This window comes from Mogibacterium kristiansenii (assembly GCF_029224645.1).
In the GTDB taxonomy this organism is placed as follows: domain Bacteria; phylum Bacillota; class Clostridia; order Peptostreptococcales; family Anaerovoracaceae; genus Mogibacterium_A; species Mogibacterium_A kristiansenii.
Genome location: NZ_JAQXUZ010000018.1, coordinates 42,085 through 60,947, shown reverse-complemented (window position 1 = coordinate 60,947; position 18,863 = coordinate 42,085). Strand labels below are relative to the sequence as shown.

Annotated in this window: 18 protein-coding genes; 6 read left to right on the top strand and 12 right to left on the bottom strand. The window is 53.9% G+C overall.

From position 1 onward, the window contains the following. Positions 1-11 precede the first annotated feature (11 nt). Positions 12-908 carry a LysR family transcriptional regulator gene (locus tag PUE40_RS05130; RefSeq protein WP_277672102.1) on the bottom strand — a complete coding sequence of 299 codons (897 nt, stop codon included), beginning with the start codon at positions 906-908 and terminating at the stop codon, positions 12-14. A 385-nt stretch (positions 909-1,293) separates the two neighbouring features. On the opposite strand from PUE40_RS05130, the gene PUE40_RS05125 reads away from it, so the two are divergent. Beyond that, the gene (locus PUE40_RS05125; protein WP_154553906.1) at positions 1,294-1,473 is read left to right on the top strand and encodes a hypothetical protein; all 180 of its coding nucleotides are present in this window, start codon (positions 1,294-1,296) and stop codon (positions 1,471-1,473) included. A 51-nt stretch (positions 1,474-1,524) separates the two neighbouring features. Here PUE40_RS05125 and PUE40_RS05120 read toward each other — a convergent pair whose 3' ends face one another. From PUE40_RS05120 to PUE40_RS05105, 4 genes are read right to left on the bottom strand one after another with little or no spacing between them, the layout of a single operon-like run. Further along, positions 1,525-2,523 (bottom strand): (Fe-S)-binding protein, encoded by a 999-nt coding sequence (locus PUE40_RS05120; protein WP_277672101.1) that lies wholly within the window; start codon positions 2,521-2,523, stop codon positions 1,525-1,527. Continuing rightward, a complete protein-coding gene (locus PUE40_RS05115) occupies positions 2,516-3,223 on the bottom strand; it encodes a TVP38/TMEM64 family protein (RefSeq protein WP_277672100.1) in 708 nt (235 codons plus the stop codon). The genes PUE40_RS05120 and PUE40_RS05115 overlap by 8 nt, the downstream gene beginning before the upstream one ends. 21 nt (positions 3,224-3,244) lie before the next feature. After that, entirely contained in the window at positions 3,245-3,931 is a 687-nt protein-coding gene (locus tag PUE40_RS05110; RefSeq protein ID WP_154553904.1) for a nitroreductase family protein, read from the bottom strand. A gap of 32 nt (positions 3,932-3,963) precedes the next feature. After that, positions 3,964-4,953 (bottom strand): D-isomer specific 2-hydroxyacid dehydrogenase family protein, encoded by a 990-nt coding sequence (locus tag PUE40_RS05105; protein ID WP_277672099.1) that lies wholly within the window; start codon positions 4,951-4,953, stop codon positions 3,964-3,966. Positions 4,954-5,163: 210 nt separating this feature from the next. Here PUE40_RS05105 and PUE40_RS05100 point away from each other — a divergent pair, with 210 nt between their 5' ends. From PUE40_RS05100 to PUE40_RS05085, 4 genes are read left to right on the top strand one after another with little or no spacing between them, the layout of a single operon-like run. Beyond that, positions 5,164-5,907, top strand: coding sequence for a VUT family protein (locus PUE40_RS05100; RefSeq protein WP_277672098.1), 744 nt, complete (start codon positions 5,164-5,166; stop codon positions 5,905-5,907). Between the two features lie 36 nt (positions 5,908-5,943). Beyond that, a complete protein-coding gene (locus PUE40_RS05095) occupies positions 5,944-6,600 on the top strand; it encodes an SDR family NAD(P)-dependent oxidoreductase (protein WP_154553902.1) in 657 nt (218 codons plus the stop codon). Between the two features lie 12 nt (positions 6,601-6,612). Next, the gene (locus PUE40_RS05090) at positions 6,613-7,560 is read left to right on the top strand and encodes an AEC family transporter (RefSeq protein WP_330681545.1); all 948 of its coding nucleotides are present in this window, start codon (positions 6,613-6,615) and stop codon (positions 7,558-7,560) included. Between the two features lie 49 nt (positions 7,561-7,609). Then, positions 7,610-8,038 (top strand): SHIRT domain-containing protein, encoded by a 429-nt coding sequence (locus PUE40_RS05085; RefSeq protein ID WP_277672097.1) that lies wholly within the window; start codon positions 7,610-7,612, stop codon positions 8,036-8,038. Between the two features lie 481 nt (positions 8,039-8,519). On the opposite strand, the gene PUE40_RS05080 is transcribed toward PUE40_RS05085, so the two are convergent. From PUE40_RS05080 to PUE40_RS05050, 7 genes are all read right to left on the bottom strand, one after another. Next, positions 8,520-9,494 carry a TIGR03943 family putative permease subunit gene (locus PUE40_RS05080; RefSeq protein ID WP_277672096.1) on the bottom strand — a complete coding sequence of 325 codons (975 nt, stop codon included), beginning with the start codon at positions 9,492-9,494 and terminating at the stop codon, positions 8,520-8,522. 15 nt (positions 9,495-9,509) lie between these two features. Continuing rightward, positions 9,510-10,673, bottom strand: coding sequence for a CobW family GTP-binding protein (locus tag PUE40_RS05075; protein WP_277672095.1), 1,164 nt, complete (start codon positions 10,671-10,673; stop codon positions 9,510-9,512). Positions 10,674-11,451: 778 nt separating this feature from the next. Next, positions 11,452-12,393: an AEC family transporter gene (locus PUE40_RS05070; protein ID WP_154553895.1), complete on the bottom strand. Its 942-nt coding sequence runs from the start codon at positions 12,391-12,393 to the stop codon at positions 11,452-11,454. An 87-nt stretch (positions 12,394-12,480) separates the two neighbouring features. Continuing rightward, entirely contained in the window at positions 12,481-13,647 is a 1,167-nt protein-coding gene (locus PUE40_RS05065) for an isocitrate/isopropylmalate family dehydrogenase (protein WP_277672094.1), read from the bottom strand. A 20-nt stretch (positions 13,648-13,667) separates the two neighbouring features. Then, on the bottom strand, positions 13,668-15,599 hold the full coding sequence (locus PUE40_RS05060) for an aconitate hydratase (protein ID WP_277672093.1): 1,932 nt from the start codon (positions 15,597-15,599) through the stop codon (positions 13,668-13,670). Between the two features lie 2 nt (positions 15,600-15,601). After that, the gene (locus tag PUE40_RS05055) at positions 15,602-16,993 is read right to left on the bottom strand and encodes a beta/alpha barrel domain-containing protein (RefSeq protein ID WP_277672092.1); all 1,392 of its coding nucleotides are present in this window, start codon (positions 16,991-16,993) and stop codon (positions 15,602-15,604) included. 196 nt (positions 16,994-17,189) lie between these two features. Further along, positions 17,190-18,014, bottom strand: coding sequence for a 4Fe-4S binding protein (locus PUE40_RS05050; RefSeq protein ID WP_277672091.1), 825 nt, complete (start codon positions 18,012-18,014; stop codon positions 17,190-17,192). Positions 18,015-18,266: 252 nt separating this feature from the next. Here PUE40_RS05050 and PUE40_RS05045 point away from each other — a divergent pair, with 252 nt between their 5' ends. Then, a complete protein-coding gene (locus tag PUE40_RS05045) occupies positions 18,267-18,758 on the top strand; it encodes a methylglyoxal synthase (RefSeq protein ID WP_277672090.1) in 492 nt (163 codons plus the stop codon). Positions 18,759-18,863: the final 105 nt, after the last annotated feature.

Sequence of the window (18,863 nt, the reverse complement as noted above, 5' to 3'; positions counted from 1 at the left end):
TCATCCCGACACTACGCCAGCTGATGGAAGTTCTCCCGCAGGTAGTCCACGAACGCCTTCATCACCGGGTTCATCCACTTGTTCTTCAGGCGAATCAGTTGGGTCCACATCTGCATCTCCAGCTTTTCCGTATCGATAATGGCCAATGCGCCGTGATTGATTGGATCGTCCGCCAAGAATTTCGGCAGGAAGGACACGCCCTTCCCCTGGCAGATCATGTTGATAATAGCGGAAGTGGAGCCGATTTCCAGGCTCGGATGATAGTTGATTCCCCGCTCGGCCAAAGCCTCTTCCATGTAGAGGCCGTAGCTGACTCCCCGGTCGGAAGTGATGAAGTTATCCCGAACCACCCGTTCCAGCGGTACGTTCTTCATGGCAGCCAGCGGGTTGTCCGGATTCGTGACGAACACGATATCCTCTTTCCGCTCCGCCACACTGACGAAGTCCGCAGAAATCAGTTTCCGCTCCAAGGTAAAGATGAAGTCCAACTCGTTCTGACGAAGAAGATCGAATGTGGAGGTCAGCATATCGGATGTCTTGATCACCACGTCAACCTTCGGATATTTCTCGTGAAAACCCGGGAGAATTCCCGGAAGAATTCCGGCCGAAAAGGACGAGCTGGCACCTATGCGAAGTGTGCCGGAAGGCTCATCGTCTTCCTTCATGAACGACGCCGCTTCTTCCACCGATTTCAGCAACCGCAGTGCATATGGCATGAACTTTTCGCCGGAATGGGTCAGCTTTACACTTCGACCGATTCGATCGAACAGCTGCGTGCCCAGCTCGTCTTCCAGCTGCTTGATCTGTACCGTAACCGCCGCCTGAGAGTACCCCAGCTGTGCCGCCGTCTTGGTAAAGCTCTGCATTTCCGTCGCTTTGACAAATGTTACTATATTACGAATTTCCATAAACGTTCTCCTTATACCTTTCAAAATTTATAATATCAAAAACAAACGCAAAATTCAATAGACCGTTGAAAATGTTGATATACTTGAATTTGAGAAGATATTCGATTTTCTGAATATCCCATTTGGTTTTCGTAAATCATTTATTATTTTTTATTGTTAGATTTATAACTATTAATTTTACAAAACATTCCCCGTATAGTATTATCATATTGTAATAAACAAACCTCTACAAAATAACCATATAAGAAAAAAACAGAAGTGACGCCGTTCTTATCGCTTCTGTTTTTCTTTTTTGATTTTATTCTCGCCCTCACGGAGATCTTTCGGTTGACTTCTTTTCGAATCACCTATATGATACATAATAGTATACGAAAGGTGGATTATTATGAAAAAACAATTTACTCATATCTTTACGCTTCTCACCATGGCACTGGTAATGGCTGCCGTACCGGTATGCTCTTTTGCGGCGACCGGCGGAAAGAGCCACGTAAGGGAAATTCTCTTTGCAGGCATCGCCATCGCCTTCGCAATTGATATGTGGCGAGAGTTCAAGAAAAGAAAATAACGGAAATCAAAAGGGAAAATGCACCATCATCGCATTCTCCCTTTTTTATTTCTATTTGTATTTCGTCTTAACCCGATTCAGATAAGAGGTCTTCGTTGCCGGCGCCTCCTCCATCCCCAAGAGCAGGGACAACACGTGGCGAATTTCTTTTCCGTTTCGAGCGTACTGTCCGGCACAGGAAGCGCAGAACGTGGTATTCCGAAGCCCGGAAGAAGTCAGCCCTTCGCCGAATTTTTTTGCCAGCTCCGGCTCCTCTGCCGATGCCATGCCCCCCAGACCGCAGCACTGTTCTGCCGCAGTCACTGCCGGCTCATATCCCAACAGTTTGCAAATGCCGTCGTACCATTCCCGATCGATTCGGTCCGGGCACGGAATCTGAATCTCGATATCCTTCGGCACGGAAATCTCCGGGACCAACTCCGGAAGCACCTCGTAGATGGATCTCACCCGTTGAGGAATTCGTTCCTTTAAGAAATAGTAACAGTTCGGGCAGGTGGTAATCACCTCGCCGATGTCCCGGCTCTCCAGTTCCCGGCTGATTCGGTTCACGATTCGCTCCTCGTCCCGGTAGAGTCCCAGCTCCGCAATGGGCTTTCCGCAGCAGTCGTACACCGTTCCGATGCCCTTGGCCTTGCACAGGTCCGCGATTTTCCGGTTGGTCTTCGGAAACATCGAAGGGAAGTTGCAGCCCGGGAACAGCACCCGCCCCGCCGTGGCATTTCGGTAATTCCGGAATTTGTAATCCTTCTTTTCCTTGAGCACGAAGGAATAGGGTTTCTCCTCCAGCTTTCCGTCCCGCACCTGCATCCGCCGCAGATTCTGAAACAGCTGCCTGCCGGAAATTCCCGCCGGGCACACCCGGTCGCAGTTACCGCAGAGAAAGCACCCATAAACATGTTCTTGTAATTTCGTCACATCTCCCAGATCCATCTCGTACTTGTCCAGGAATGCGCAGTTCTCCCGGCATTTTCCGCAGTGCACGCAGGCATCCGCTATGTTCTGCAGGGATTCCAACGAGCAAGTCTCGTCCCATTTTTCGAATTTACTCATCGGAGGCCTCCTCTTCCGGCACGTATTTCTTCCGCAGGGTTTTGCTCAGCACCATCACCGCCACCACAATGGCCGCGGTCAGACCGATGTACAGCAGCTTGTTGGACGCACCGGTGAGGGCGTAAGTTCCCACGGTGTACATGGCCACCCCCGGGATCATGAACACGAAGGTGCCCAGGGAATACTTTCCCAAGCTGATATCCGTAATCCCGTAAGCGAAATTCTGCAGGTTGTACGGAAACAGCGGCACCAGCCGGGTGATCATCAGCACCATCATCTCATTTTTGGTGCTCTTATCGAAGAGCAATCGGTTGATGTAGCGATTCTTTACAATTTGATCCCGCAGGCTGTCCTGCAAAAAGAACCGCCCTACCAGGAAGGCGGCAATCGCCCCCAAGGTGGCCGACAGGACGCAGAGCAGCGTGCCCCACCAGGGACCGAAAATCGCCCCGGCGATGATGGCAAAGGTCACCCCCGGCACCGCCAGCACCACGCTGGCAATCACCATCACCACGATGTATATCAGGGCCGCCTGCAGGAAATTAGTCTTCACCATCTGCTGCAGGTTTCCGTACCAGTCATCCCCGGAAAAGATATCCGACCACCCGTAGTAATGATTCAGCGCCACAATCAGCAATACGATTAGAACGAAGGAAATGAGCTTAATCCTTCCTTTTTTCTTCTTGTTCGTTGTCTCCACACCTTTCTCCTGTTTTTAATGTTACATATCCTCCGGCATCCATTGGAAGTTATCCTTTCCGGCGCCGATTTCAAAATGGCATTTCACGATGCCCAGGTCCACCTTGGTGAAAGGACCCTTTCCCGCTTCCACGGAAACCACGTTTCCGAACCGCTCGAAGTAGAAGCTCTGCCGGTTCATGGCCGTGGGTGCCATCATGGCCGCCAGCACGCCGTTCTTGTACCATTCCGGAACGCTGAGGCTCACCTCCGTGCCGTCGCTCACGTCGCACATGGACTTGCTCTTCCGGCTCTTCCCCTGGTTGGCGCCGTAGCCGATGGCGATGGCCGCCACCACCTTCTCTCCCGGTGCCAAGTTGTAGCATTCCGGTTTTTTCTTGAAGGTGGAACCCACCCAGCAGGTATTCAGTCCCAGCTGCTGGGCCAGTAAAACCACTTTTTCGCCGTAATAGCCGCACCGTTCTTCCAGAGTATCGTCTTTCTCCCCCGCCAGAATGATGTAATTCTCCACGCCGCGAAACCGCATGGCTTTGGACCGGAGTCCGGAGAAGGCCTCCGGCTCGTGCAGAACCAGATGCATGTGCAGACCCCCTACCTGATTGCAGGCCCGCATGGCGGCCAGCAGGCGTTCCACGATTTCCTCCGGAATTTCTTTTTCCAGATATTGACGGACGGAATGCCTCCGCTGTATCGCTTCAATGATGTTCATCGCTAACTCCTTTTACAGAAACGCTCAGCCGATTAGTACTTCTTTACAATAAACGGATGATCTTCTCCCTTCAGGTAGGCCTGAATTCCCAGAATGGAATTCTCCACCATGTTAGCTACCGCTTCCTCCGTGTAGAAGGCGGTGTGCGGGGAGAAGAAGACGTTGTAGAAACTGCGGAGGATGGCCATCTCCGGATTGTCGATGATGGTGCCGGACAGATCCTTGTAGTAGATGCCCAGTTCCTTTTCGATAACATCCAGGGCGGCAAAGCCGATTTTTCCGTTGGACAGGTTGCGAATCATGGCCTCCGTGTCCACCAGCTGGCCCCGAGCGCAGTTCACCAGGATGACCCCGTCCTTCATTTTCGAGAAGGCGGTTTCATCGATCATGTGGTAATTGTCCTCCAGCGCCGGTGCGTGGAGGGTGATGATGTCGCTTTCGGCGTACAGGGTATCCAGGTCCACGTACTCCGCATGCTGCCGAACCGCATCCTTCGGGAAGATATCATAGGCCAGAATTCGGCATCCGAATCCGGACAGGTGCTCGATGACCGTCTGACCGATTCGGCCGGTGCCGATGACGCCCACGGTGCTCTTGGAGATTTCTCGGCCCAGTTTGCCCTTCAGGGTGTAATCCTGTACATCGGCCTTATCCATGATGTACCGCAGCTTCCGGCAGGCGATGAGCATCAGCATGATGGTGTAATCCGCCACGGAGGCCGGGTCATAGGTGACGTTGGTGACTCCCATCCCCACCTCAAAGGCGTGCTTCACGTCGATGTGATCGTATCCGATGGTGCGGGTGGAGATGACCTTTACGCCGTTCTCCTTCATGGCATCGATCATCTCCGCCGGGGTCGGAGTGGTGATGATGGAAATGGCATCGTAGCCTTTCGCCAGATGGTAGTTCTCCGGTCCCGGGGACTGGGTGGTGTAGCCGAATTCCACACCGTACTGTTTCGAAAATTTTTCAAAGAAAGGGAGTTCGTCGAACTCTCTCAGGGTATATACAAAGATTTTCACTTTTTTGCCTTCCTTTCCGGTCGCTTTTGTATTACGTTAAACTATTTTTATTATATCTCAATCCTCTTACCCTTGCAATCCGGCGCCCTTGGGATTACAATAGAGCGTACGTGTTTTCGGCGGAGATCGCCTCTGCCGGAAGACATTCCCATCAAGCAGTTCGGGTCCGATATCCTGCTTGTAAAATATCAAAACCAAAGGAGTACTATTATGAAAAAATGGATCAAAAGGGAACTGGAGGATTACCGAATCCTTCTTCGCAACGTTCCCAGTCTCGTAACATCTCTTTTCGTGGTCAGCGTCATCATGATGAACCTTCTGGCCAACAAGGAGCTGTTTTCGTTTAAATATCTGGCACTGGACTGCGGTTTCGCATTGAGCTGGGTATCTTTCTTGTGCATGGATATGCTGTGCAAGCGCTTCGGCGGAAAGGCGGCGGCGAAAATCGCCATTCTGGCTCTGGTGATCAACCTGGGTGCCAGCTTGATTTTCAAGGCGCTGACCATGACGCCGGGCATGTGGGGGGAATACTATTCCACCGGCAGCATGCAGGTGAACGACGCGCTGAACGCCACCATCGGCGGGGCCTGGTACGTGGTTCTGGGCAGCAGTCTGGCCATGTTCCTTTCTTCCATCTGCAACGCCGGCATCAACTCATTCCTGGGCAAAAGGCTCCGGAACACGAGCTACCGGGATTTCGCCATCCGCTCTTTCACCTCCACGATAATCGCGCAGTTCATCGACAACCTCACCTTCGCGCTGGTGGTGTCCTACCACTTCTTCGGCTGGACCCCGGTGCAGGTGTTCTTCTGCTCCCTCACCGGCGCCGTAATGGAACTGCTGTGTGAAGTGGTGTTCAGCCCGCTCGGCTATCGGGTAAGCCTGCAGTGGGAAGCGGAAAAAGTAGGCGAACCGTACCTGCAGTATTGCCGGAAAACGGCGCAGTTCGCGTAAATTGTTTTTAGGAGAATGTGATAAAAGGAGTTTGCCATGGACATTCTGATTACCGGCACGTCCGACGGTATCGGTCGGGCCACGGCGGAATATTTTCTGGAGCGGGGTCACTCGGTGGTGGGTTTCGACCGGAAGCCCCCTGCCCTCGCACATCCCAATTATCGCCATGAGATTCTGGATATCTGCGATGCGGATGCCTATCCGGAGGATGTGCAGCCGGAAATTCTCATCAACAATGCGGGCGTTCAAGACAGCGGAAGGGATATCGAAATCAACCTGATGGGGACGATTCGAATTACGGAAAAATATGCCATCGCCAACCCGCGGATTCGGGCGGTGGTGATGGTGGGATCCGCCAGCGCTCATACAGGGTCGGAATTTCCGGAGTATGCGGCCAGCAAGGGTGGACTTCTCACCTATACGAAGAACGCAGCGCTTCGTCTGGCGCCTCGGGCGGTGTGCAACAGCATCGATCCCGGCGGGGTTCTGACGGATTTGAACCGACCGGTGATGGAGGATCCGGAGCTGTGGAATCAAATCATGGCGCTGACGCCGCTTCGACGCTGGGCGACGCCGGAGGAAATCGCGGAATGGATCTATTTCGTCGGGGTACGGAATCGCTTCATGACCGGGCAGAACCTGCTGATTGACGGCGGGGAAGCCGGAGACGCCCATTTTGTATGGAAGGACTAGAGTTTTTAACGCATGCTGAATAATCTGATTTTTTGTCTCAACGCGACGGTGCCCATCTTTTTTCTGATTCTTCTGGGGATGTTTCTCCGGAAAATTCAGCTGATGGATGATGCTTTTACCGCGCGGCTCAACACGCTGGTGTTCCGGGTTTGCCTTCCGGCGCTGCTCTTTCACGACATGTACCGGACGGACTATCGGACAAACTGGAATACCGCTTACGTGGTGTACTGCGCCTTGGCCACGCTGGCCAGCATCCTGATCTGCACCGGAGTTTCCTATCTTCTGAAGGACCGGAGCGTTCAGGGAGAGTTCATTCAGACGTCCTACCGCAGCAGCGCTACCATTCTGGGCATTGCGGTGGTCCAAAACCTCTATCACAATGTGGGGATGGCGCCTTTGATGGTCATCGGTGCCGTGCCCATCTACAACATCGCGGCGGTAATCATCCTGGAGATGTACCGGCCGGACCGGGGGAAAATGGACGCGATGCTCCTCCGCAAAACCCTTCACGGGATTCTCACCAATCCTATCATTTTATCCATTCTCTTGGGTTTTGCATGGTCTCTCCTGTGCCTACCGCTTCCGACCATCGGCGATACCACCGTGGACTACGTGGGTCGCTGCGCTACCCCGCTGGGAATCATCGCCATGGGTGCTTCCTTTCAGTGGGAGAAAGCCCGGCAGTCTGCCGTTCCCGCGCTGGTCAGTACTTTTATCAAGCTGTTCGGTCTGTGTGCCCTGTTCCTGCCACTAGGAGTTCATCTGGGGTTCCGGAATGACCTGCTGGTGGCGGCACTGGTAATGTGCGGTTCGTCCACCACCATCAGCTGCTTTGTCATGGCAAAGGGCATGGGGCACAAAGGAGACCTTACCATCAGCACGGTGATGCTCACCACCCTGCTTTCCGCCTTTTCTCTCACCTTCTGGCTGTTCATCCTGAAGAGTCACGGGTGGATCTAAGTTTCGAAAAATTAACGCTACATCTTCCGGGGATATAAAAGATATCATCTTGCCGGACGCCACTAAAGCATCGGATGAGAAATACGATTATATTTTTAAAGGCTGGAGTCCGACCATCAAAGATGCCACGGAGGGTGCGGTGTACACCGCCGTGTTCGAGAAGGTATTTAAACAGTTTACGGTTCAATACGAATTCAAAAGTCTTACCGCCGACAAAGAACTGCCGGAAGAAGTGACGGCTTTGCTTCCGAAGGATCCCGCCGGCGACGGACGGGACACCGACATCAAGGCCATCGCGCCGGCCAAAACCGAGGTAAAGGTGGACGGCGGCACCTGGATTTTCAAGGGCTTTGATAAGGACTCGAAAAAAGCCGCGATGGAAAATGCCACCGGCGGCATGGGAACGCACCTCTTCATCATTGTGGGCGCGGCCCGAGAGAGGCCGGCCGGCGACCGGTGGGCCTCGCGGGCCCAATGACGTGGTGCCCCGCGACGAAGGATCAAGGCTTTGACGCGTGTGAAGCACCACGTCCACCCGAACGAAGACCCTTTCGGGTCCAACAACGTGGTGCCCCGCGACGAAAAATCAAGGCTTTGACGCGTGTGAAGCACCACGTTTACCCGAACGAAGACTCTTCCGAGTCCAGCGACGTGGTGCCCCGCGACGAAAAATCAAAGACTTGCGAGGAGTCAGGCGCCAACAGGATCGGCCGGTTTTCCGAGGCGCGGTTTGCTCCCCCATCCCCGCTAGGTCTTATAGTTCCGTCTCGGGGAGCAAAATCTTCACACAAATCCCGCGCCGGCGCATAAAAAACATTCCCTTTATACAAAATCAGCGGTGCGCCAACAGGCATTTCACCTGTAGCACACCGCTGTTTTCAATCTTCTTTTTTCAGGTCTTCCCTTTTTTCTTCAGTGCGGCCGACCGCTTCTATGGCTCGGCAGCGCCCCCTGTTTTTCTAGAACGTGGCCACTTCAGGATCCGCCGGCGCACATGCTTTTACCGACTTGGCGTAAAGCACCGGGCCCTTCTCCCCGTAGGCTTCCTCGTATTCCACCCGGACTTTGGCGGTGATTTCCACCCAATCGCCGGTTTTGAAATCATCCGCATTGGCGTAAATGCACATCAATCCGGCGAACTGAATATCCTCCACGCAGCAGGTCATCACGTGACGGCCGAAGGCGAAACGCCCCTTCGTGCTCAGGTCCTCCGCCATGGCCACGCGGCCCTTCAGGGTCAGGGTTTTGCCCTCGTAATCGTCCTCGTTCTCGTTGATATCCCGGTACCACTCCGCGTAATCATCATCGGAAATGGTGATTTTGGACTGGGTCTTATCGAACGGCAGCGGGTCCTCGATATCATCCGGCTCCACATCGTACGGACCGTACTCGTAGAGAATTTGAGATCTCCGGTTCGCCACCCGCACTTCCTTGTGGAACGGCATTTTGTCAAAACCCTTGGTGCAGCGGTTGAACACCACCAGCTCCGCGGTCTGCATTTTGTCAAAGCACAGCTGACGCATGTTCTGGTTGTACATCAGGAACGTGGTGGCATCCACGAACAGCATCTCCTGCGCCACAATCCAGTTCGGCGGCAGGCTGGCAAACAGGGACTGGAGCATCCACATGCCGTTGTACTCCACCAAAATCCGGTCGAACCGATACTTGCTCTCCAGCTTCTGCAATGCCATACGCGTCAAATCCGCCTCGTCATCGATGTATTCCACGAAAACGTTTTCCGGACTTGCGAATGCGCTGATATCGTATTCCGCCTCGCCCTCTTCGCAGACCAACAACAACGTCGGCACCTCCGGATCGAAGTCCGGGCTGTTCAGTGTATCTTGAATAAAAGTAGTTTTGCCGCCGCCCAGGAATCCGGTAAAAAGATATACCGGCAGTTCTCGGGCTTGACGATCTTCCAATCTTACTGTCATAATTTTCCTCTGCTATTATAATCCAAACAACTCTTTGATGTGATCCTGTGCCAGACCCACACCGATGACGCAAATCATGCCGGTGGCTTCCGGCTCGCCCTCACGCACTTCCGGCTCGCCCGGAACGTAATCGAACTGGTACCACTTGCCGTCGGTACCTTCCAGGATACCCTTGGAACGGAGCACCTGTCCGCATTCCGCTTCGTTCTGGATGGCTTCCAGAGCAGATTCAATCTGCTCTCTGCTGTATTTGTGAGCAGTGGTAACACCGAATTCATCGAACACTTCGTCCGCATCGTGGCCGTGGTGGTGGTGATGGTGATGGTGACCGCAGCCGCACTCGTGGTCGTGATCGTGATGATGCTCATGCTCTTCGTGGTCATGGTCGTGGTGATGTTCGTGATGGCCGCAGCAGCCGTGTTCTTCATGGTCGTGATCATGCTCCTCATGGTCATGGTGGTGCTCGCAGCCGCACTCGTGGTCATGGTCCTCATGGTCATGATCGTGATGATGGTGCTCCGCCTCGTGCTCTTCCTGTTCCCGATGTGCTTCTTCTCTCAGGTGATCCAGCTCCGCGGACAAAGTCTTCTTCTGTTCCATGGTTTCCAGGATCTTCTTGCCGCTGATTTCCTTCCAATCCGTGGTCACGATGGATGCCTCGGTATTGTGTTCTCTCAGCAGACCGATGACCTGATCGATTTTCTCCTGGCTCAATCCCTGCACGTGGCTCAGGATAATGGAGCTGGCGTGTTCCACCTGGTTCACGTAGAATTCGCCGAAGTTCTTCAGATACATCTTCGCCTTCTTGGCATCCACCACGGTGGTAAAGCCGTTCAGCTGAATCTCCTTATTCTCCAGATCCTGCACGGCGATGATAACGTCGGACAGTTTGCCCACGCCGGACGGTTCGATGAGAATCCGATCCGGATGGTACTGCTCGATGACCTCGTTCAGTGCCTTTCCGAAATCCCCTACCAGGGTGCAGCAAATGCATCCGGCATTCATCTGGTTAATCTGAATTCCGGTATTCTTCAGGAATCCCTTGTCTACACCGATTTCTCCGAATTCGTTCTCGATCAGAACGATTTTCTCGTCCCCATAAGCTTCCTCAATCAGCTTCCGAATCAGCGTCGTCTTTCCGGCTCCCAGGAATCCGGAAAAAATATCTACTTTCGTCATTTCTATCCCTTCTTTCTTGTATATCTTACCCTTGCGGGTTTTGGTTCAACGTATTTAATTTTAACAGAGTCCTAGCACTCATTCAAGGAAGTGGATGGGAATTCATGTGTTTTTTGCTTCACACATTCCGGGCCGGCGGTTCGCGCTCGGAAACCGAATTCATTGGCTTTGTCGGCCGGCGGGCGCGAACCGAACCTGAGTCCGGGCTGCTTTTCCGCCTCTTCCAGTTCCAGGGTTCGCGCTCGGGAACCGAATTCATTGGCTTTGCCGGCTGGCAGGCGCGAACCGAACCTGAGTCCGGGCTGCTTTTCCGCTTCCTTCCGTTCCAGGGTTCGCGCTCGAAAACCGAATTTATTGGCTTTGCCGGCTGGCAGGCGCCAACCGGGGAGGCCGCGTGCCGGGGAAACGGCGTCTCTGTTGGCGTGGCCCGACGAAGGCGCAAGGGCTTGCGGGAAGCAAGGCGCCAACATGGAAGCCCGCGCGCCGGGGAAACGGTGCCTCTGTTGGCGTGGCCCGACGAAGGCGCAAGGGCTTGCGGGAAGCAAGGCGCCAACAGGAAAGGCCGTGCGCCGGGGAAACGGTGCCTCTGTTGGCGTGGCCTGACGAAGGCGAAAGGGCTTGCGGGGAGCAAGGCGCCAACAGGGGAGCCCGTGCGCCCGGAATCGGGAATAGAAAAAGAGCTGCCGCCGCAGCTCTTTTCGTCTCGTTGACTTCGGTCGTTCTATTCCGCCAAAAATGCAGTTTTCAATAGGTAGCCTGTGAAAAACAGACTTTTTGTTTAAAACATTCCCAAGCTCTTGAACAGGAACAGCCACAGGAAGATGGTCACACAGGACAGCGGCGTGGCAAAAATCACCGCATTTCCCGCAAGCTCGCCGTCGGAGTCCATCGCCTCCGCCATGGTATAGGAGGAAACTGCCGGTGGCGCCGCCATCATGGCAATCAGGGAAACCAGCGCCACGTCTCGGACGCCCAGCATCGCCGCAAGCCCCAAGCCAATCGCCGGTACGATGACCAGCCGGGCCAGAACGCATATCGTAAGATTTTTTTTGCCCGCATGAACGCTGCTCTTGTTGAAGGATGCGCCCAGCAGAATCATGGCAATCGGCGTGGTGGCATCGCACATTCCGGAGATGGTTTTGTTCACCGCAGACGGCACCGAAATGTTCAGCGCCAGCGCCAGAATCGCCGCCACCGCACCCAGGATGATCGGGTTCGTCAAGATTTTTTTCAGCACGGACTTCAAATTCGCCCGGCCGCCCCGGAAGTATTCCAGCACGATGACCGCCAAGAAGTTGTACAGCGGCACCACGAACATGATCAGCGCCGCCGTCACCGACACGCAGCCCTTGCCGTAGATGTTCTCCGCCACCGGAAGCCCCATGAGGATGAAGTTGCTCCGGTACACCGCCTGAATCATGGCGCCCCGGGTTCGGTCCGGTATGTCCATGCGAACTACGATTCCCCAGGTGATTCCGCACACTGCCAGAACGAAGAGGCAGGCAAAAAGAATCAGCCGTCCGTCGAAGGCTTCCGAAATATCCGCCGAATAGAGATTTTCAAACATCAGCGCCGGAAAAAACACCGCGAATACCATCTTGTTGAATTTCCGCACATCCTTTTCCGTCAGCACGCTGTATTTTCGCACCAGCATTCCCACCACCAGATACAGCACCAGCGGGATGACTGCATTTAAGCACACGATAAAATTATGTATCATCAATCGCTCCCATTCCTCTTTATATTCACGAGGAATATTGTACCACAAAAAGAGTTTTTGGGAAGGCGAACATTTCCGACACCTTGCCTACAGCGCCTCCAGCACCTCGTCCGCAAACTCTCGGCAGGTTCCGCCGCCCGGAAGTCCGGTCATCTTCGATCCCAGCTTCGCATCCGCCGCATCCAAAGCTTTTTCCAGACGTTCCGCTTTTTCCACATATCCGATGTGGGCCAGCATCATCGCCGTCGCCTTCATCAGGCTGGCCGGATTGGCATAGCCTTCGATGCCCTCTTCCACCATGCGCGGAGCGCTTCCGTGAATGGCTTCAAACAGGGCGTAATCCCTTCCGATGTTGGCGCTTCCGGCGGTGCCTACGCCCCCCTGAATCTGCGCGGCTTCATCGGTGATGATGTCCCCGTACAAGTTCGGCAGCAGGAACACCTGGAATTGGTTTCGAATATCCTTGTTCACCAGGTTGGCCGCCATGATGTCCACGAACCAGTTGTCCGTCTCGATTTCCGGATATTCCTCCGCCACCTCCCGGCAAATCTGAAGGAAGTCACCGTCTGTCTTCTTCATGATATTGGCCTTCGTCACGATGGACACTCGCTTCTTTCCGTTGGCCCGGGCGAAATCGAAGGCAGCCCGAGCGATTCGCAGGGTTCCTTCCCGGGTGGTCACCTTGAAATCCACATCCAAGGAGTCGCCGATTCGAATGCCGCGGCTTCCCAACGCGTATTCCCCTTCCGTGTTTTCCCGGAAGAAGGTCCAGTCGATGCCCTCCTCCGGAATGGAAACCGGGCGCACGTTGGCATACAGATCAAAGGTTTTCCGCAGGTACACGTTGGCGCTTTCCAGATTCTTGGTATTCATGGATGCGTTCGGTGTGGTGGTGGGTCCTTTCAGCAGCACGTCGCACTGCCGCATCTCCGTCAACACTTCGTCCGGAACGGTCTGTCCCTTCTCCAGCCGGTTTTCCAGGGTAAAGCCATCGATTTCCCGAAGGCGCACCTCACCCGATGCCAGTTCCTCTGCCAGCAGTTTTTCCAGCACTGCCCGGGCTTCTTTCATGATGACCGGCCCGATGCCGTCTCCCGCCGTCAGACCGATGGTCACGCCCCGGCCTTCTTCTTTGCCGTTTCCGGCGGATTCCCGACTCTTCCGAATCCGTTCATTTCGCGCTACCTGTTCCCGCAGCAGCACTTCAAATTCCGCTACCGCTTTCTGAATATCCTTTTCAACTCCGCAGTCCACTGTCTTTCCTTCTTTCCCTTTTATCTCTGCTTACCCGTCGCTGCCGCATATTTCAGCAATCCGCCGGCCAGGAGCATTTCCTTCTGCCTTTCCGCCAGCTCCATTCGCAGCGGAATTTCTTTTTCCCCGGCGTGAAGAATCACCCGGTTCTCCTTCAACCCTTCGAAGATATCCGAAAGGGTCAGCACGTCGCCTTGCCGGATCCGATCGTAGTCCGCCGGGTCCTCAAATACCAGCGGCAGAATCCCTGCATTCACCAGGTTGGCCATGTGAATTCGAGCAAAGCTCTTCACGATTACCGCCCGAATGCCCAGGTAGAGCGGCGCCAATGCCGCATGCTCCCGGGAAGATCCCTGACCGTAGTTGGATCCGCCCACGATGATTCCCTTGCCCGCCGCTTTGGCCCGCTCCGGGAAGGTTTCGTCCACTACGCCGAAGCAGAAAGTGGAAATCTTCGGAATGTTGGAACGGTACGGCAGCACTTTGGCGCCCGCCGGCATGATGTGATCCGTGGTGATGTTGTCGCCCACTTTCAGGAGGACCTCCGCCTGAATTTCATTTTCCAGCGGGTGGGTTTCCGGGAACGGCTTGATGTTCGGTCCCCGAAGCACTTCCGCATCCTTCGCCTCTTCCGGCGGCAGCGGCGGAATAAAACCACTGTCGTTAATCCGGAACTGCTCCGGTATCTCTACCTTTCCAACGGATTCCAGGGTCGTCGGATCCGTGATATATCCCGTCAGAGCGGAAGCCGCTGCAGTTTCCGGGCTCACCAGGTACACCTGTCCGTCCTTGGTTCCGGAGCGGCCCAGGAAGTTTCGGTTAAAGGTCCGCAGACTCACGCCGCCGGAATTCGGGGAGAAGCCCATTCCGATGCATGGACCGCAGGTGCATTCCAGAATCCGGGCACCGGCATCAATCATATCCGTCAAAGCGCCGCACTCCGCCAGCATGGAAAGCACCTGGCGGGACCCCGGGGAAATTCCCAGGCTGACGCCGTCGGCGATTTTCTTTCCCTTCAGCATTCTGGCTACCTTCAACATATCCGCATAGGAGGAATTGGTACAGGATCCGATGGCAATCTGATCCACCTTTATTTTCTTCAATTCGTCCACCGGCTTCACGTTGTCCGGGCTGTGAGGGCATGCCGCCAGCGGTTTCAGCTCGCTCAAATCAATGGTATACTCCGCTGCGTATACCGCATCTTCATCGCTGAACAGCGGAATCCAATCTTCTTCCCGGTTCTGGGCTTTAAGGAACTTCCGCGTCTCCTCATCCGATGGAAAAATCGAGGTGGTGGCCCCCAGCTCCGCACCCATATTGGTGATGGTGCACCGTTCCGGCACGCTGAGGGATTGAATTCCTTCCCCACCGTACTCCACGATGGCACCCACGCCTCCTTTTACGGACAGCTGTCTCAGCACTTCCAGAATCACATCCTTGGCGCTCACATTGTCGCCCAGCCGGTTCTTCAGGTTCACCCGAATCATGCGAGGCATTGGAATGTAATACGCACCGCCGCCCATGGCAACCGCCACGTCCATTCCGCCGGCACCCATGGCCAGCATACCCAGACCGCCGCCGGTGGGTGTGTGGGAATCGGAACCGATCAGTGTCTTTCCCGGTTTTCCGATGCGTTCATACTGCAGCTGATGGCAGATGCCGTTTCCCGGACGGGAGAACCAGATGCCGTGCTTCGCCGCAACGCTCTGGATGTACCGGTGATCGTCCGCATTCTCGAAACCGGACTGTAATGTATTGTGATCGATATAAGCCACAGACCGTTCTGTGCGAACCCGATCCACGCCCATGGATTCAAACTCCAGATACGCCATGGTTCCGGTGGCATCCTGGGTCAGCGTCTGATCGATTCGAAGACCAATCTCTTCCCCGGGCTTCATTTCCCCGGAAAGCAGATGCTGCTCAATAATCTTCTCCGCAATTGTCTTACCCATTTTTACTGTTCTCCTTCTGTCCCCATATCGGAGGCGATAAATTCATCAATCTTCTTGTCCACTTCTTTTCCGCTGATGATGGACATTCTGCCGTTGGCGTACTGCTCATCGATCCAGCTCTTCACGTATTTCACCACCGGACTGTGCTTGCCGACCCGGTGTTCTCCCTCCAGTCCGTAGGATTCGTTAATCCACAGCGCCACGCCGGCCGCACCGGAATTCTGGTTCAAGGAAACCAGCGGCGGACGCTTCAGGAATTTCTTGGTGTCGAAAATATTATAGATTTCTTCGTTCTTCAGCAATCCGTCTGCGTGAATGCCCGCTTTGGTCACGTTGAAATTCTCTCCCACAAAAGGAGTCTGCGGCGGTACCTTGAATCCGATCTTCTTCTCATAGTATCTCGCCAGGTCGGTGATTACCGTGGTGTCCATCCCGTCCAAGGTTCCCTTCAGCTGTGCATACTCGAATACCATGGCTTCCATCGGGACATTTCCCGTACGCTCTCCGATGCCGAACAGGGTGGTATTCACCGAAGCGCATCCGTACAGCCATGCACTGGCCGCGTTGGCTACGGCTTTGTAGAAGTCATTGTGGCCGTGCCACTCCAGCATCTCGCTGGGCACATCGCAGTAGTTCTGCATGCCGTAGACGATGCCCGGTACGCTTCGCGGAAGCGCCGTTCCCACATACGGAATTCCGTATCCCAAAGTATCGCACATGCGGAATTTCACCGGAATCTTCGCCTGCTCCGACATCTTCTGAATGGCTCTCACGAACGGCACCACGAATCCGTAGAAATCCGCCCGCGTAATATCCTCCAGGTGACACCGCGGCACCACGCCGGCCTCAAAGGCATCGTTGATTACGGAAAGGTAATGCTCCATGGCCTGCCGTCTTGTCATTCCAAGCTTCGTGAAAATGTGGTAGTCTGAGCAGCTTACCAGGATGCCGGTCTCCTTTACGCCGATATCGTGCACCAGCTTAAAGTCCTCCTTCTTCGCCCGAATCCACGTGGTGATCTCCGGGAACTTCAATCCCAGGTCCATGCACTTCTCGATGGCCTCCCGGTCCCGGTCGCTGTATACAAAAAACTCCGTCTGCCGGATAATGCCATTCGGTCCGGACAGTTTGGAAATCATTTTGTAGATATCCACAATCTGCTGCACGGTATACGGCTCCCGAGACTGCTGTCCGTCCCGGAAAGTGGTATCCGTAATCCATATATTCTCCGGCATATTGTACGGGCTCCGCCGGAAGTTGAACGAAACTTTCGGAATCTCCGTATATTCGAAGAACTCCCGCATCAAATTCGGCTCTTCCACATCCTGCAGTTGATAGCTGTACGGCTCTTCCTGCAAAAGATGGGTCCGCTCGTTCAGTTTAATTTCATTCATATCTCTTACCTCTTACGCTGTTCGGGCACCATGCGCCCCCTTCTTTTAAAATTGTATACTTGTATTCTAAACCCCTGTTTTTCTCCTGTCAATGGTTTTTTTAACAATGCTTTATGTTTATTTTTGTAAAAAAATAAATAAAAAAATAAATCCGCAGCACCGGAGGCTTCCGATTGCCGCAGATTGTATTCAATATTTACAGGAACCACTCCGGGTCCTTTCTTTTGCTATACAGCTTCTCCAGCGCCAAGCCGGAAGCCGCACACATCGGTCCGTGAAAATCCCGCGCCCCTTCCGGACATGCCCGGATGCAAGCGGTGCAGGAAATGCACTTCCGCACATCCACCTTTCGCACATCCCTCAGATTAATGGCCCCCATGGGGCAAATCTGTGCACAGGCTCCGCAATTGGTGCAGTGCTTGTTGGGCGTCGGGTGCAGCGGCAAGCGCAGAGGGGCTTTGTGGGGAATGGACCCCTTGATGTTCAGCGGTGCCGGTTTCGCCCGCAGCTCTTGAATCATGGTGCCGCAGAATCGGTGCAGCTTGCGGGAGGTAAGCTCACAGAATTCCTTTACCTTCTGAAGATCTCGGACGTCCGGACGGCACGCCGCTATTTTTTTGAAAATTACGTGCTGGGAGACGAATGCTCCGGCGCTGAGCACGGAAAATCCCTGGTCCTCCATAAAGGTATATAACTCGTACAGCGCATCTCCGTAGGAGCTGTTGCCGTAATCCACCAAGCAGACGGTCATGGTATTCTTGCCGTGCATTTTCTGAATCATCTTAACACAAGGCAGGGGCACCCGTCCGGTAAACGCCGGAATCCCAATCACCACAATTGTTTCCTCATCAAAAGTACAGTCCTCCATCAGAGGATTGCGCAGCAAATCGATATATGATACAGAGAGGTTCTCAATGCAGGCGTCGTCCATGCGCGTCGCGATTTCCTCTGCTACTCTTTTGGTCAGCCTCGCGGTGTCGCCGGAGGGGCTGAAATACAATCCCACAAGTTTGTTAATCATGGATTCTCCCTATAAAAAATCAATACTCTACATTTCTATACACTAGAATTTTACCACATCCCGCGTTTTGTAAATGGTCGCATTGTGAAGAAATGATGTGACGAACAGAAATAGTTTTCCACAGAAATGTGTCGGTCGCCTCCGCACTTTTCGTCCCTTTTTTTACAGAAATTTTTCTGCAAAAATACAATTTCGGGATATTACATTTTCCGAATAGTGCTATACTGAACGCATATAAGGAGGTAAAAAAACATGGCGGATATTACAAGAACACTCGGCCTGCAGAAGCGGATTGCGCTGATCGCTCACGACCACAAGAAGCAAGCGTTGATTCGGTGGTGTCAGAAGAATCGGGACATTCTGGGACAGCATTTCCTCTGCGGAACCGGAACCACCGCGCGGCTGATTTCCGAGAACACGGGACTTCCGGTAGAAGCGCTGAAGAGCGGTCCTCTGGGCGGCGACCAGGAGGTGGGAGCCCGCATTGCGGAAGGGAAAATCGACATGGTGATTTTCTTCAGCGACCCGCTGGAAGCCCAGCCTCACGATCCGGATATCAAAGCGCTGCTTCGAATTGCCAATGTGTACGATGTGCCGTTTGCCAACAACCGATCCACAGCGGATTTTATGATTCACAGCGATTTCTTCAACCGAGAATACACCTGCATTAGCGAGGATTACACCGATATGAATCAGCGCAGGGTTCAGGACATCCAGGAAGAAATCGACAGTTCCGGGAAATAGGATGAAGCGGCGAATTTAAAACCATCAAAACCGAGGAAATATTGACTGGCGGCAAGACCCGACAAAAGCGGAACGGACCCGGAGGCTCCGGGTGTTTTCACGCTT